The sequence below is a fragment of the Achromobacter sp. AONIH1 genome (assembly GCF_002902905.1).
GTDB lineage: Bacteria > Pseudomonadota > Gammaproteobacteria > Burkholderiales > Burkholderiaceae_B > Achromobacter.
Genome location: NZ_CP026124.1, coordinates 3,606,671 through 3,620,519, shown reverse-complemented (window position 1 = coordinate 3,620,519; position 13,849 = coordinate 3,606,671). Strand labels below are relative to the sequence as shown.

Annotated in this window: 12 protein-coding genes; 7 read left to right on the top strand and 5 right to left on the bottom strand. The window is 69.1% G+C overall.

The annotated features are described in order from the left end of the window. Positions 1-16: 16 nt before the first annotated feature. Positions 17-535, bottom strand: coding sequence for a GNAT family N-acetyltransferase (locus C2U31_RS16630; protein WP_103273769.1), 519 nt, complete (start codon positions 533-535; stop codon positions 17-19). Between the two features lie 134 nt (positions 536-669). On the opposite strand from C2U31_RS16630, the gene C2U31_RS16625 reads away from it, so the two are divergent. The 3 genes from C2U31_RS16625 (at position 670) to C2U31_RS16615 (ending at position 4,727) form a co-directional block, all read left to right on the top strand. Continuing rightward, positions 670-1,470, top strand: a complete 801-nt coding sequence (locus C2U31_RS16625) for an aspartate dehydrogenase (protein WP_103273768.1) — start codon at positions 670-672, stop codon at positions 1,468-1,470. Between the two features lie 100 nt (positions 1,471-1,570). Further along, positions 1,571-3,301, top strand: a complete 1,731-nt coding sequence (locus tag C2U31_RS16620) for a molecular chaperone HscC (protein ID WP_103273767.1) — start codon at positions 1,571-1,573, stop codon at positions 3,299-3,301. 4 nt (positions 3,302-3,305) lie between these two features. Continuing rightward, positions 3,306-4,727, top strand: a complete 1,422-nt coding sequence (locus C2U31_RS16615) for a TonB family protein (protein ID WP_103273766.1) — start codon at positions 3,306-3,308, stop codon at positions 4,725-4,727. 36 nt (positions 4,728-4,763) lie between these two features. Here C2U31_RS16615 and C2U31_RS16610 read toward each other — a convergent pair whose 3' ends face one another. Continuing rightward, positions 4,764-6,581 carry an ABC transporter ATP-binding protein/permease gene (locus C2U31_RS16610; RefSeq protein ID WP_103273765.1) on the bottom strand — a complete coding sequence of 606 codons (1,818 nt, stop codon included), beginning with the start codon at positions 6,579-6,581 and terminating at the stop codon, positions 4,764-4,766. Positions 6,582-6,665: 84 nt separating this feature from the next. Then, a complete protein-coding gene (locus tag C2U31_RS16605) occupies positions 6,666-7,568 on the bottom strand; it encodes a LysR family transcriptional regulator (protein WP_103273764.1) in 903 nt (300 codons plus the stop codon). A 122-nt stretch (positions 7,569-7,690) separates the two neighbouring features. On the opposite strand from C2U31_RS16605, the gene C2U31_RS16600 reads away from it, so the two are divergent. Further along, on the top strand, positions 7,691-8,515 hold the full coding sequence (locus tag C2U31_RS16600) for an amidohydrolase (protein WP_233772403.1): 825 nt from the start codon (positions 7,691-7,693) through the stop codon (positions 8,513-8,515). Beyond that, a complete protein-coding gene (locus C2U31_RS16595) occupies positions 8,512-9,501 on the top strand; it encodes a tripartite tricarboxylate transporter substrate binding protein (RefSeq protein WP_103273762.1) in 990 nt (329 codons plus the stop codon). Before C2U31_RS16600 ends, C2U31_RS16595 begins: the two co-directional genes overlap by 4 nt. A gap of 104 nt (positions 9,502-9,605) precedes the next feature. Here the strand turns inward: C2U31_RS16595 and C2U31_RS16590 are convergent, their stop codons facing one another. Then, entirely contained in the window at positions 9,606-10,136 is a 531-nt protein-coding gene (locus C2U31_RS16590) for a hypothetical protein (protein ID WP_103273761.1), read from the bottom strand. A gap of 363 nt (positions 10,137-10,499) precedes the next feature. On the opposite strand from C2U31_RS16590, the gene C2U31_RS16585 reads away from it, so the two are divergent. After that, positions 10,500-12,260 (top strand): bifunctional diguanylate cyclase/phosphodiesterase, encoded by a 1,761-nt coding sequence (locus C2U31_RS16585; protein WP_233772402.1) that lies wholly within the window; start codon positions 10,500-10,502, stop codon positions 12,258-12,260. A gap of 41 nt (positions 12,261-12,301) precedes the next feature. Here C2U31_RS16585 and C2U31_RS16580 read toward each other — a convergent pair whose 3' ends face one another. Then, complete coding sequence (locus C2U31_RS16580) at positions 12,302-13,231, bottom strand: hypothetical protein (RefSeq protein ID WP_158658395.1); 930 nt, start codon at positions 13,229-13,231, stop codon at positions 12,302-12,304. Between the two features lie 234 nt (positions 13,232-13,465). Here C2U31_RS16580 and C2U31_RS16575 point away from each other — a divergent pair, with 234 nt between their 5' ends. Next, positions 13,466-13,846, top strand: coding sequence for an RNA-binding S4 domain-containing protein (locus C2U31_RS16575; protein ID WP_103273759.1), 381 nt, complete (start codon positions 13,466-13,468; stop codon positions 13,844-13,846). Positions 13,847-13,849: the final 3 nt, after the last annotated feature.

The following is a 13,849-nucleotide window of genomic DNA, read 5'->3' as shown; positions in this document are numbered from 1 at the left end:
CCCTGGACGCCGCCCCTCAAGCCGCGCCGCCCTGTTGCGGCGCGCGCGCCGCGAAGGCCTCGTGATAGGCCACGTCGCCGCTGGCCGGCCGCGTGTAGACCAAGGCCATGAAGTACTCGGGCGGCACGCCCGGGTAGCGCAGGTCCGGTCGCGTCTCGAAGCCGAAGCGGCGGTAGTACGCCGGATCCCCCATCACCACGCAACCCGCCGCGCCCAGCGCCCGCAGCCGCGCCAGGCCCTCGCGGATCAGCGCCGCGCCCACGCCCCTGCCCTGCATGCCGGGCAGCACGGCCACCGGGCCCAGCCCGTACCAGTCCGCCGAACCATCGCCGATCGTCACCGGCGAGAACGCCGCGTGCCCCACCTGGCGGCCGTCTTCATGCGCCACCAGCGACAGGGTCAACGCGCCCGCGCGGCGCAGCGCGTCATTGATGTAGCCCTCGGTCTGCTCGCTGTGAGGATGGTCCGCGAAAGCGGCTTGCGTCAGCGCGAAGATCGCGTCGATGTCGGCGGGGGTTTCGGGAAGAATGCGCATGTGAGCCTCCAGTAAAGCGAAAAGCAAGTTTACGCGGCGATCCGCCTTGACCCTCGCCGGCGGGCTCGCTACATTTTGAGGCCGGCCGCGACTGCGTCCGCGCCCCACCCACACAGAACGCCCGCAGGATCCTCATGAACAGCTACCGCGTCGGCATCGCCGGCTTCGGCGCCATCGGCCAGTCCGTGGCGCAATCCCTGAACGCCGGCCTGCCCGGCCTGAGCCTGGCGGCCGTGGCCGTGCGCGACCCCAAGGCCCCGCCCGCCTTCGACTGGCGCGAGCCGCCGCGTTTCAGCACCCTGGCCGACCTGCACGCGCATTGCGACGTGGTGGTGGAGTGCGCGCCGGCCGCCGTGTTCCGCGAGCTGGCCGAGCCCGTGCTGCGGGCCGGCAAGAAGCTGGTGGTGCTGAGCTCGGGCGCGCTGCTGCGCCACGCCGACCTGATCGAACTGGCGCGCCAGCACGGCGCCCAGATCATCGTGCCGTCCGGCGCCATCCTGGGACTGGACGCGATCACCGCCGCCGCCGAAGGCGAAATCCATTCGGTCACGATGATCACGCGCAAGCCCGTGCGCGGCCTGCTGGGCGCCCCCTATCTGGCGGACAACAACATCGACCTGACCGGCATCACCGAGCCGCGCCTGGTGTTCCGCGGCTCGCCGCGAGAGGCCGCCGTCGGTTTCCCGGCCAACCTGAACGTGGCGGTCAGCGTGTCGCTGGCCGGCATCGGCCCGGACCGGACCACGCTGGAAATCTGGGCCGACCCGGCGCTGGAACGCAACATCCACCGCGTCGAGGTGGACTCGGACTCGGCCTCGTTCTCGATGGAAATCCAGAACATCCCCTCGGCCAATCCCAAGACTGGCCGCATCACCGCGCAAAGCGTCATCGCCGCGCTGCGCAAGCTGACCGGGCCGCTGCGCGTGGGCACCTGAATCCGGGCGGCGCCCGGCACGCGCCGCCGCAGCACGCCACACCGACCAGACGCCGGCGCGCCTGACGCTCGCGCCCCGCTCGTTTGCACCAGAGAAGAAAATGATCATCGGCATAGACCTGGGCACAACCAACAGCCTCGCGGCCATCTGGCAGGACGGCGCCTCGCGCCTGGTGCCCAATACGCTGGGAACGTATCTCACGCCCTCTTGCGTCAGCCTGGACCAAGACGGCTCGCTGCTAGTGGGCCAGGCCGCGCGCGAACGCCTGCAAACCCATCCGGACCGCTCCGCCGCGCTGTTCAAGCGCCATATGGGCAGCGACAAGCCGTTCCGGCTTGGCGACCGCGATTTCCGGGCCGAGGAACTGTCCTCGCTGGTGCTGCGCGCGCTGAAGGCCGACGCCGAAGCGCTGCTGGGCGCGCCGGTGCTCGAAGCCGTCATCAGCGTACCCGCGTATTTCTCCGACTCCCAGCGCCAGGCCACGCGCATCGCGGGCGAACTGGCCGGCCTGAAGGTGGAGCGCCTGATCAACGAACCCACCGCCGCCGCGCTGGCCTACGGCCTGCACCAGCAGCAGGAGGAAACCCAATTCCTGGTGTTCGACCTGGGCGGCGGCACCTTCGACGTGTCGGTGCTGGAGCTGTTCGAGGGCGTGATGGAAGTGCGCGCCACGGCTGGCGACAACTTCCTGGGCGGCGAGGACTTCGTCGCCGAGATCGTCAAGCAGTTCCTGCAACGCGCCGAGGTGCCGGCCCAGGCCCGCGACGATCCCCGCTTCATGCAACAACTGCTGGCGCAGGCGGAAATCGCCAAGATCAAGTTGTCGCAGCAGGCCGAATCGCGCCTGCGAGTCGCGTGGCGGGACACGGAGTACGCGCTCGACCTGACCCAGGACCGGCTGGCCGACTGGAGCGAGCCGCTGCTGGCCCGTCTGCGCGCGCCCGTCGAACGCGCCTTGCGCGACGCGCGCATCCGCAGCGCCGACATCGCCACCGTGGTCCTGGCCGGCGGTGCCACGCGCATGCCGCTGGTGCGCCAGCTCGTGACCCGCATGTTCGGCCGCTTTCCCAACATCGAGATGAACCCCGATGAAGTGGTGGCGGCGGGCGCGGCCGTCATGGCAGGGCTGAAGATAAAGGACCAGGCGCTGGACGAAGTGGTCATGACGGACGTGTGCCCCTACACGCTGGGTGTCGAAGTCACGCGCACCCTGCCGTCGGGCCAGCGCGTCGACGGACACTTTTCTCCGATCATCGAACGCAACAGCGTCGTGCCGATCAGCCGCGAGGAAACCTACTCGCCCGTGGACGACGACCAGCCCGAAGTGGAGCTGAACATCTACCAGGGTGAATCCCGGCTGGTGCGCGACAACATCCTGCTGGGCACGCTCAAGATGCCGCTGTCGCGCCGGCCGCGCGCCGAGTCGTCGTTCCAGGTCCGCTTCACCTACGACGTCAACGGCCTGCTGGAAGTCGAGGCCGGCATGCCCGGATCAAGCCAGCGCCAGCGCATCGTGATCCAGAGCGCCGACAGGCATATGAGCGACGCCGAGGTCCAACGCCGGCTGCAAGAACTGGCCTCGCTCAAGATCCATCCGCGCGAGCAGACTGCGAACCGCACGCTGCTGGCGCGCGCCGAGCGCGTCTATCAGGTATTGCGGGGCGACGAGCGGCACCATCTGGCCAATGAAATCCTGCTGTTCGAGCAAGTGATCGAGCAACAGAACGCGCGCCTCATTCCACCCGCGCGAGCCCGGCTGACGCAAGAGGTCGACGCACTGGAACGGTACAGCGTGTTCGATCGCGCCTACGATCCCGGCTACAGCGAATAGCCGCATGCCTGACGCACTGTTCTCGACGCTGGGCATCTCGCCCACCACCGACCAGAAAGCCATCCGCCGCGCGTATGCCGTGCTGCTCAAGCGCATGGACCAGGCCGGCGACCCGGAAGGTTTCGCCGCACTGCGCGAAGCCTACGAGCGCGCACGCGCCTGGGCCGAATGGCAGCGCGAGCAAGACGACGACGAGCCGGAACCCGGCCCCTCGCCGATGGAAACGGAAACAGCCGCGGCACCGCCCAACCTGGATCCCGCGTCGGCCCAGGACGAATCACGCCCCACCGGCACACCTCTTGCTGGCGAGGCGGCTCCCGCCTGGACGGTGTCCGAACCCGCGCCCGGCCCCACGCCCGCACAACAGGCCGAAGGCGTGATCCACTGGACGCGCACGCTGATGCAGGCGGCCGCCGACCAACACACTACGCTGTTGGGAAAGGCGATGCTGGACGAGCGCCTGTCGCGCCTGGATGCCGTCGAGCAACTGTCCGCCAGCCTGGCGCAGTCCATCCGGGACCAGCCGGATCGGCAACTGGCGCTGTTCGAGGCGGCGACCCGCCACTTCGGCTGGAACGAGGTAGGTCAGCCGTTTCCCGACGACTGGAACCTGTCTCTCTGGTTCCAGCGCATTCAGGATCAGATGGAATTCCTGGTCCGCCTGCCGCCGGAACAGCATCCCGCCATGCAAGCCGCGCTGCGCGCGGCGCGGCGGTGGCGCAAGCCCATGTTCTGGCAAGCCATCAAGCACGGCGACAGCCTGGAGACGTTGTGCCGTGAAGCCCCGGACCTCGCCGCGCTCGACATCGGCGCCGGAGCCGCGACGGCTTGGCGCGGCGCGGCGGCGCGCTGGCTCCGAGGGCGGTGGCTGCTCGCCTGGATGTCGATGCATCGGATCAAGGTCTGGGTCGCCATCGTCTGCGTGCTCGCGCTGATCTACATGTATCACGACGCGCATCGTCCATTGACCTATCCGCAGGTCGCGCCATTGCGTTCCGTGAAGATGGACGGGCACGTCACCGTCAAGTCCCTGACCATGAAGTCCTACGCCGAGCATTGCGTCAGCGGTCCGCTCGCCGACCTGGGCTGGTGCACCGTGCTCGGCGTACCCCCTGGCCGGTGGCCCGACGATCTGCCAGACGCGCTGGTCTTCGCGAAATATCCCGATCCGATTTATCCCACGGGGGAATGGCGCAACGGCATCGGCGGCGTTGTCTACATGCGCGTGCTGCTGGACGAAAAAGGCGTGGTGCGGCATGCGGTCATCCTGTCGCCCGATCCCAACCGCGCGCTGAACATCACTGCGCTCGCGGCCGCGGACCAGCTCCGCATGCAGCCCGTCGAACGCGACGGCAAGCCATCGTTCAGCCAAGCCGTACTGGTGTTCCGGTACATCCCCGATTCGCCATCGAGCCGGCAACGTTGACGGCCACGGCCGCTGGCGTATCCGCCGGACGGCATGCTAGGCCGCCTGGCGCCGCGGCGTTTCCTCCATCGGCCCCACCGACCACCTGCCCGTCCCATCCAGCTCCAGCCGGTGGCTATGGAACGCATCCAGCGTTCCTCGATGCCCCACGCTGACCAGCATCGCCTCGGGCAGGTCCGCGCGCAGCCTGCGATACAGCGCATGCTCCAGCCCCTCGTCGGTCGCCGAGGTGGCCTCGTCCAGGAACACGATGGCGGGCCGGTTGTACAGCACCCGCGCGAACGCCAGGCGCTGCTGCTCGCCGATGGACAGCACGCGCGACCAGTCGGCGGCTTCGCCCAGGCGCGGCGCCAGATGGCCCAGATTCACGCGCTCCAGCGCGTCGGCCAGGCGCGCATCATCCTGCGGGCCGGCAAGACCCGGATACGCCACCGCCCCGCGCAGCTCGCCCAGCGGCAGATAGGGCCGCTGCGACAGGAACAGCGCCCGCGCGCCCAGCGGCCGGCGCAGCCGGCCTTGCGCACAGGGCCACAAGCCGGCCAGCGCGCGCAGCAGCGTGGTCTTGCCGCTGCCGGACGGCCCCTTGATCAGCAGCGCCTGCCCCGGCAGAAGACGCAGGTCCAGGTCGCTGACCATGGGCCTGCCGTCAGGTCGCTGCACGCTCAGGCCATCCAGCGCCAGCTCGCCATGGTCCTCGGCGGTCACGGCCGGCAAGGCGCGCGCGGCCTCGTTGGCATCCAGGAAGCCGCTCAAGCGGTCCAGCGTGGCGCGGTACTGGGCGAAGGTATCGTATGAGGTGCGGAAGAAGGACAGCGCGTCCTGCACCTGCCCGAAGGCCTGCGAGGTCTGCATCATGTCGCCCAGCTTGATCGCGCCGGAAAAAAAGCGCGGCGCCTGCAGCAGGAAGGGAAACACCACCGCCACCTGGCTCACGGCCAGGTTGAAGCCGTCGAACTTCAGGCCCCGGTAGACGCGCGCCCACAGATTGGCCACGTAGGCCAGGAAGCGCTCGCGCAGCGTGGCGCGCTCCACGCCCTCGCCCTGGTAGAACGCCACGTTCTCGGCGTTCTCGCGCAGCCGCACCAACGCATAGCGGAAGTTGGCGGTCAGGCGCTCGGACAGGAAACTCAGCCGGATCAGCGGACGGCCGATGCGGAACGCGAACACGGTGGCGATGACGACGTACACATAGACCATGAACACCATGGCGCGCGGGATTTCCACGCCCGCCACAGCCAGAGCCCCCGACAAGCCCCACAGGATGGCGGTGAACTCCACCAGCGACACCACCGCGCTCAGGGCGCCGATGGCCAGCGTGCGGGTGCCGGCGACGAACAGCCCGATGTCCTGCTCGATGCGCTGGTCGGGGTTGTCGACGGGTTGGTCCAGGAAATGGCCGCGATAGTAGGCGCGGCCGTCCAGCCAGTCATGCGTCAGGCGCTCGTTGAGCCACACGCGCCAATGGATGTCGAAAGCCTGGCCGGCATAGCTGTCGACCAGCGTGCGCAGCACATGCACGGTGGCCAGCACGCTGAAGATGGCGAGGAAATGCCAGAAGGCCGTCTGGTCCAGCGCCTGCAGCGCGCTGTAGAAACCGTTGTACCAATAGGAAAACAGCACCGTCATGCGCACGGCGAACATGGCCAGGAACAGCAGCAGCGCGACGGTCAGCAGCGGCCGCCAGCTGCGCCGCGGCGTCAGGTAGGGCCAGGCCAGCCGCCAGAACTTGCGGCCCCAGCCGGTGAAACGCGCCAGCAAGGTGGCGGACACGGCCAGCGCCACGGCCGTGATGAAAAAGGCGCGCAACAGCCACCATGCGCTTTGCGCGAGCTGGTCGTTCCAGTTCAGGTCCATCGCTTGGAAACCTTGTGCGAGATTTCCAAGTTAGACGGGGCGCGCGAGCCGAGTTCCGATGCGCTCCGCCGCCTTAAGCCTGGCTTAAGTCTGCGCCGCGCCGGCGGGCCGCAAATCCAGGTTGGCGAACAGATCAGCCAGCGTCGGCACCGAGCGCGCGGGCCAGATCGCGCTCAGGTCAAAACTGGGCAGCGACTGTCCGTCGCGCACTTCGCAAAAGCGCACGCCGCTGAAATCCATCGACCGGATCCAGCTGGGCAGCAGCGCCACGCCGCAGCCGCCGGCCACGCAGGACAGCACGGTCAGCGTGCGGTTGGCCTCCTGCGCCACATGGGCGTCGTGGCCCGCCTTGCGCAGGGCGTCGAGGATATCCGCATAGAACGAAGGCAGCTGCGCCTGCGGATACATCACCAGGCCGGCCTGCGCGATGCGCGCCAGCGAGGTCTGTCCGTCCGGGTCCAATTCGAACTCGTCGGGCACCGCGGCCACCAGCCGCTCGCGCAGCAGCTGGCGTTCGCGCATGCGCCCGCCCACCGCCACCGGCGTGTGCATCAGGCCGATGTCGATGCCGCCGTCCTGCAAGGCCTGGGCCTGCTCGGCATTGCTCATCTCGCGCAGCACCACCTTCACGCCCGGCGCCTGCCGCCGTAGTTCGCGCAGCGCGCGCGGCAGCGTGTCGAACAGCGCCGAGGTCACCAGCCCCACCGTCAGCTGGCCGGCGCTGCCGCGCGCGATCTCGCGGGCGCGCTGCTCGGCGGCGTCGATGCGGGCCACGCTGACGCGCGCGTCCTCGACGATGGCCAGCGCCGCCGGCGTGGGCGCGGCGCCCAGGCGCGAACGCTCGAACAGGCGCACGCCCAGGTCCTTTTCCATGCGGCCCAACGCCTGGCTCAGCGCGGGCTGCGCGATGCCCAGCCATTCAGCGGCGCGGCTGACGCTGCCATGGTCCATCACCGCCAGGAAATAACGCAGATGCCGGGTTTCCATATCGATTCGGTATGAATAAAACATTTTCTAACAATAGAAAACTATACCCTTCCTTCCTAGAATTCCGCCATACGGAAAACAGGCGCCCGCCCCAGGCCAGCGCCACCCCGCTGGAGACTCGCTTGCAAGGCCCCGCCATCGACACTCACGCGCACGTCTTTCGCCAAGGACTGGCGCTGGCCGACACGCGCCGGCACACGCCGGACTACGACGCGACGCTGACGCAATACCTGGCCTTGCTGGGCGCGCACGGCGTGGCGCGCGGCGTGCTGGTGCAGCCCAGCTTCCTGGGCACCGACAACAGCCATCTGGTCGCGGCGCTGCGCGCCGCCGCCGGCCGGCTGCGCGGGGTCGCCGTGGTGTCGCCCGACATCGCGGCGGCGGATCTGCTGGCGCTGGCCGAGGCCGGCGTGGCCGGCATCCGGCTCAACCTGATCGGCCTGCCCCTGCCCGCGCTGGACCAGCCCGCCTGGCAGGAATTGCTGGCGCACGTCAACACGCTGGGCTGGCATGTGGAAGTGCATCTGCAGGCGAGCCGCCTGCCCGCTATCATGCCGGCCCTGCTGGCCGCCGGCTGCCGCGTGGTCATCGACCACTTCGGCCGCCCGGACCCGGCCCTGGGCATCGCCGACCCCGGCTTCGCCTATCTGCTGCGCCAGGCCGACAGCGGCCAGGTCTGGGTCAAGCTGGCGGCGCCCTATCGCAACTGGCCGGCGCCGGACTGTGCGCGGGCCGGCCGTGAAGCCGCCCGGCTGCTGCTGGACGCCTACACACCCGACCGGCTCATGTGGGGCAGCGACTGGCCCCATACCGAGCATCGCCACCTGGCGTCCTACACCGCGGCGACGCAGTGGCTGGACGCCTGGATCGACGATGCCGCTGCGCGGCAAGCAGTGCTTGCCGATACCCCGCTGCGGTTGTTTCAATTCACTGGAGAAGCACCATGACCCCTCTGTTCAAACGCGTCGCCCGCCGCGGCGCCCTGCTGCTGGCCGCCGGACTGCTGGCCGGCGGCGCCGGCGCGGCCTCGGCCGCCTACCCCGAGCGCGCGATCACGCTGGTGGTCACCTATCCGCCCGGCGGCACGGTCGACGTCGTTGCCCGCCTGATCGGCCCCAAGCTGGCCGCCGAGCTGGGCCAGCCCGTGGTGATCGAGAACCGTGGCGGCGCGGGCGGCATGATCGGCGGCGCGGTCGTCGCCAAGGCCCAGCCCGACGGCTACACGCTGATGCTGGACGCCTCGAACCACGCGCAGAACCCCGCGCTGCACTCGCGCATGCAGTTCGACACGCTGAGCGCCTTCGCGCCGGTGTCGCTGCTGCTGCGCGTGCCCAACGTGCTGGTCGTGACGCCCTCATATGAAGTCAAGACCGTGGCCGACCTGATCACGCTCGGCCAGCCGGATCAAAAGAGCCATGTCTACTTCGCCTCGGCCGGTCCCGGCTCGGCCCAGCACCTGGCCGGCGAGCTGTTCAACCTGCTGGCCAAGACCCAGCTGCAGCACGTGGCCTACAAGGGCGGCGGCCCGGCCATGATCGACGTCATGTCCGGCCAGGTGCCGGTCATGTTCGCCAGCATGGGCTCGGCCTGGCAACACGTGAAGAACGGCAAGCTGCGCGCCGTCGCGCTGGGCGGCTCGACCCGCTCGCCGGCCGCCCCGGACCTGCCCACCATCGCCGAATCCGGCGTGCCCGGCTACGAGACCTATGAATGGAACGCCGTGTTCGCGCCGGCCGGCACGCCGCCCGAGGTCGTCACGCAGCTGTCGCAGGCGCTGGCCAAGGTGCTGAAGGACCCGGCCATCGCCGAACAGCTGGCCGGCATCGGCGCCGAGCCCATCGGCTCCACGCCCGCCGAACTGGACACCTTCCGCCGCGCCGAGATCGAGAAATGGCAGCGCGTGGTCAAGGAAGCCAATCTGAAGCTGGACTGAAGTCTGGATTGAATACGGCCGGGCCGAGACAGGCCCGGCTCCCGGTTTGCCGGTTTGCGGCGCTCTTCGGAGCGCCGTTTTTTTGCGCCGTCGCGACCGGATCCTTATGCGCCGGGTTCGGATTCACAGTACCGGCCTGCCGCCTGCTTCATCGCAGGGGCGTCCGCGCCGGCCGGGGCGCTCGCCAGACCGACCATGAAATACCGGCCATCGACGGCGTCGTCCTTGCCGATCAGGTAGAGCGTGTCCGACCCGCCGCCCTGGGACTGCGCCCGCGCGCACCAGGCCCGGCCGATGCCGCGCTGCTGCTCGCGCAACAGGCGCAGGCCTTCGGCGGAGGCGCCGGTTTTCAGATGAACGTCGAAATCCGCCATGGCCTTGGCATCCAATGAAAACCCGGCATGGAAATAGTTCGTGTCGACCCGCGTATACAAGACAATCTGTCGCGCCGACGCGGGCAGGAACACCGGAAACCAGGTGTAGCTGCCCTGCCCTTCGGCCCGCATCGCATCATAGGACTCGAAGCGCCGCTCCTGGCCGTCGTCGAATCGCGCAACCAGCGAGACGCCCGCCAGCACGACGACCAAGGCGACGAGCGCGCGGATCCTCGCCGGCATGGAATTCAGGAATCGCATCAGGTCCTTTCCTTGTGTTGCGCGGCCGCATCTTCCGGTGCCGCGCGCCCTCATTGCCCGCACGCCCGCCAGGACGCCCGGCCTGGCCCATGCCCGGCGACAAGCTTTTATCACAACGCGCGGGCAAGCACGCGGCAACCCGCTTTCGCGCCATTGCCCGAAGGCGCGAAAGCCGGCGCCGGCCCCCGTCCGACAAGCGCCGGCAGCATTCTTCTCCGGGTTTGCCTGGATGAGATAAAACATCAGAAACCTTGCAGAATATTGCATACCGCGCATCCAGTTCCGGCCGGCGTGGCCCGGGACGCGACGCCATGCCTGAGCATCTTCATTCCTACACCGCTGCACCAAACCGGCATAAAAAAGATGACACCAAAGAGCAATGCGCCCGTCCCCTTCCGGCCCGAGGCCGGCCTGCCCGCGACCGACCCGGCCGCCTCCCAAGCCATGCTGGACAGCCTGAGCGATCCCTTCATCTGGCTCGATCCGGAATGGCGCGTGCGCTATCTGAACCCGGCCGCGGCGCGCCTGCTGCGGCGCGGCCTGGCCGAACTGGCCGGCCACAACGTCTGGGACAGCTATCCCGATCTGGCCGGCTCGGGCTACCACGACGCCTGCCGCGCCGTCGCCGCCACCGGCCAGCCGGCGGCCCATACCGGCTACTACGCGCCGCTGGCGTCCTGGTTCGAGGCGCGCGCCTTTCCGGCGCGTGACGGCATCGTCCTGGTGCTGCGCGATGTGTCGCACGTGCACGCCAAGATCTCGCAGCTGCGCTACCAGGCCACGCACGATTACCTGACCGGCCTGCCCAACCGCCGCCAGCTCATGGACACGCTGTCCGGCGCCATCGCGGAGGCCGCCGCCGGCCTGGGCCGCCAGCGCACGCTGCTGGCCGTGCTGTTCCTGGACCTGGACCGCTTCAAGGAAGTCAACGACACCTTCGGCCACGCCGAGGGCGACGCGCTGCTGCGCGACGTGGCCGAGCGGCTGCGCCGCTTCCAGACCCCGTCCATCTTCTGCGCGCGCGCCGGCGGCGACGAGTTCGCGCTGGTATTGCGCGACACCACCGAACGCGCCGCCGAGGCGCTGGCCAACTCCCTGCTGAACCTGCTGTCCATGCCGCACCAGATCCACGGCCGCCCGGTATCGCTGGGCGCGAGCATCGGCATCGCCACCATGAATTCGCCGGCCGATTCCGCCGACGTGCTGCTGGCCTACGCCGACGCGGCCATGTACGCGGCCAAGGCCGCCGGCCGCTCCCAGGTGCGCGTCTACCGCCACGAACTGAGTCCCGGCTTGCAGGAGCGCAACGCGCTGCGCGGCGACATCCAGGCCGCGCTGGACGGCAACCAGTTCGAGCTGCATTTCCAGCCCCAGGTCGACATGCGCAACGGCGCCATCTGTGGCGCCGAGGCGCTGCTGCGCTGGCGCCATCCGTCGCGCGGCCTGCTCGGACCGGCCTCGTTCCTGGACGTTCTGCTGGACTCGCCTCAGGAACTGGCGCTGACCGAGTGGGTGGTCGACACCACCTGCTGGCACCTGAGCGAATGGCTGACCATCGGGCTGCCCATCCCCAAGGTCTGCCTGAACCTGTCGGCCCGGCAGCTGCTGGCGCCGAACCTGGCGGCCACGCTGGTGGGCCTGTGCCAGTCGCACGGCGTGCCGCCCGAGCGGCTGGAGGTCGAGATCACCGAGCACACGCTGATGGGCGACGTGGACCAGGCCACGGCCGCGCTGCGCGAACTGCGCCAGGCCGGGATCAGCGCGTCGCTGGACGACTTCGGGTCGGGCCAGGCCAGCATGGCCTATCTGATGCAGGCGCCGATCAGCACGCTCAAGATCGACAAGTCCTTCGTCTGGGCGCTGGGCGCGGTGCCCACGGCCACCGCCGTGATCCGGGGCATCGTCCGGCTGGCTCATTCGCTGGGCATGCGCACGCTGGCCGAAGGCGTGGAGACCGAGGCGCAGCGCCAGATGCTGCAGGACGAGGGCTGCGACGCGATGCAGGGCTATCTGTTCAGCCGCCCCCTGCCCCCGGCCGCCTTCGCCGCGATGATCGCCGCCGCGACCGCCGGCGACACTCCGGACAGGGATGAGCGCGACGAAGGCGGCTTTTCGCCGCCCTGACGCAGCGTGCAGCGGTGCCCTCGCGCGGCGCCGCGAGGCGACTATTTCTTCGGCGACACCTGCTCGCCGGATGCCACGCAGGCCTTGATGTCGACCTTGGCGTTGTTCACCAGCACATCGAGCCTGCTCTGTTTTTCCTCGGCGCTGAGCGCCTGGGTTTCCATGATTCCTTTCGCATCGGGGACGGCCAGCAGGCCCTTGTACAGCGCGATCACCGCCGCCGGATTGATCGGCGGCGGCGACAACTGTCCGAGCTGGCTGCGGACCAGGAACAGGACGTCGTCGGCGCCTTGCTGCGCGGCATTGGCGACGTCCCTGCTCCGCGGATCGGTTCCGTCGGCCGCCACTCCCAGCAGTTCGGCCTGTCCGGCGAACCCCGTCGCCGTGGTGATGATGCAGGATACCTTGCGCGCGCCATCGTTGTAGATATTGCGCTGCGCCGCCAGGTCGTAGCGCGAGCCCATCAACCCGGACACGGTGGCGATGCCCGCGCCGGACGCCGCCGTCGCCACATTGCTCACGATGCCCCCGACCGCGCCGACGACAGCGCCGACCATGACGCCGTCGCCAGTCTGATAGAGCGCCTTCTGCGCCCGGTCGGCCTGATTCTGGTAGGCCGCGCGCTGCTCATAGAGTTTGGACACCGTCCTGGGCAGATCCGAGATGGCGACCACCCGCTCGGGCTTCTTGGCTGCGCCATCTTTCGCGGGCTCTTCCGGCAAGGTTTCGCGCATGACGAACGGAGATGAGGTCTTGGTATCGCTGGCCGCATCGAACACCGGATACATGGGTGGCACGGCGGCGCAGCCGCCCAGGCCTGCGAGGCCGACGGCAAGAACGGTTCTTTTCATTTTTCGTCCTATCGAGCAGGAAACAGCCAAAAGGGGAAACTGCCGGAAGTCACGCGCCTGCGCATCGCCGTGGGACGGGCGGCAGCCTGCCGCGCCGGATGGCGGCGCGCGCGATGGCATAGATTTCCCCTCCCAGGGAAGATGGCCTGTCTCGCCTCCCGCCACCGATTGCCGCGGCGGGTCCCGGACGCGGAATTATTGAGGAATCGTCGCCCAGGCGGCCACATCATCGACAAGCGCCCGGCAATAGTCAAGTGAACCTTGCATGCACAATCCAAGGCCCTGCCCGCCTGGCCGAGGGTAGACAGGCGACGGTTTATCATCTTGCCTTTCCCCGCTGCACCCCGAATTCACATGGAAAAGATCCGGCTCGACAAATGGCTGTGGGCGGCGCGCTTCTACAAGACGCGCAGCCTGGCGTCGCAGGAGATCGGCAAGGGCCGCATCCTGGTCAACGGCCAGCCGGCCAAACCGGCGCGCGAAGTCGCGCCCGGCGACCGCATCCAGGTGCGCAAGGAAGACCCCGCCATCGAGGTGCTGGTGCGCGCGGTGAGCGGCGCGCGCGGCCCCGCGCCGGTGGCGCGGCAGCTCTACGAGGAAACGCCGGAAAGCGCGCAGGCGCGCGAACGCGCCGCCGAGCAGCGGCGGCTGGCGCCCGAGCCGGCGCTGGACCTGGCCGACGGCCGGCCGACCAAGCGCGACCGCCGCCTGATCGACCGCATGCGCGGCAAGTAGGCG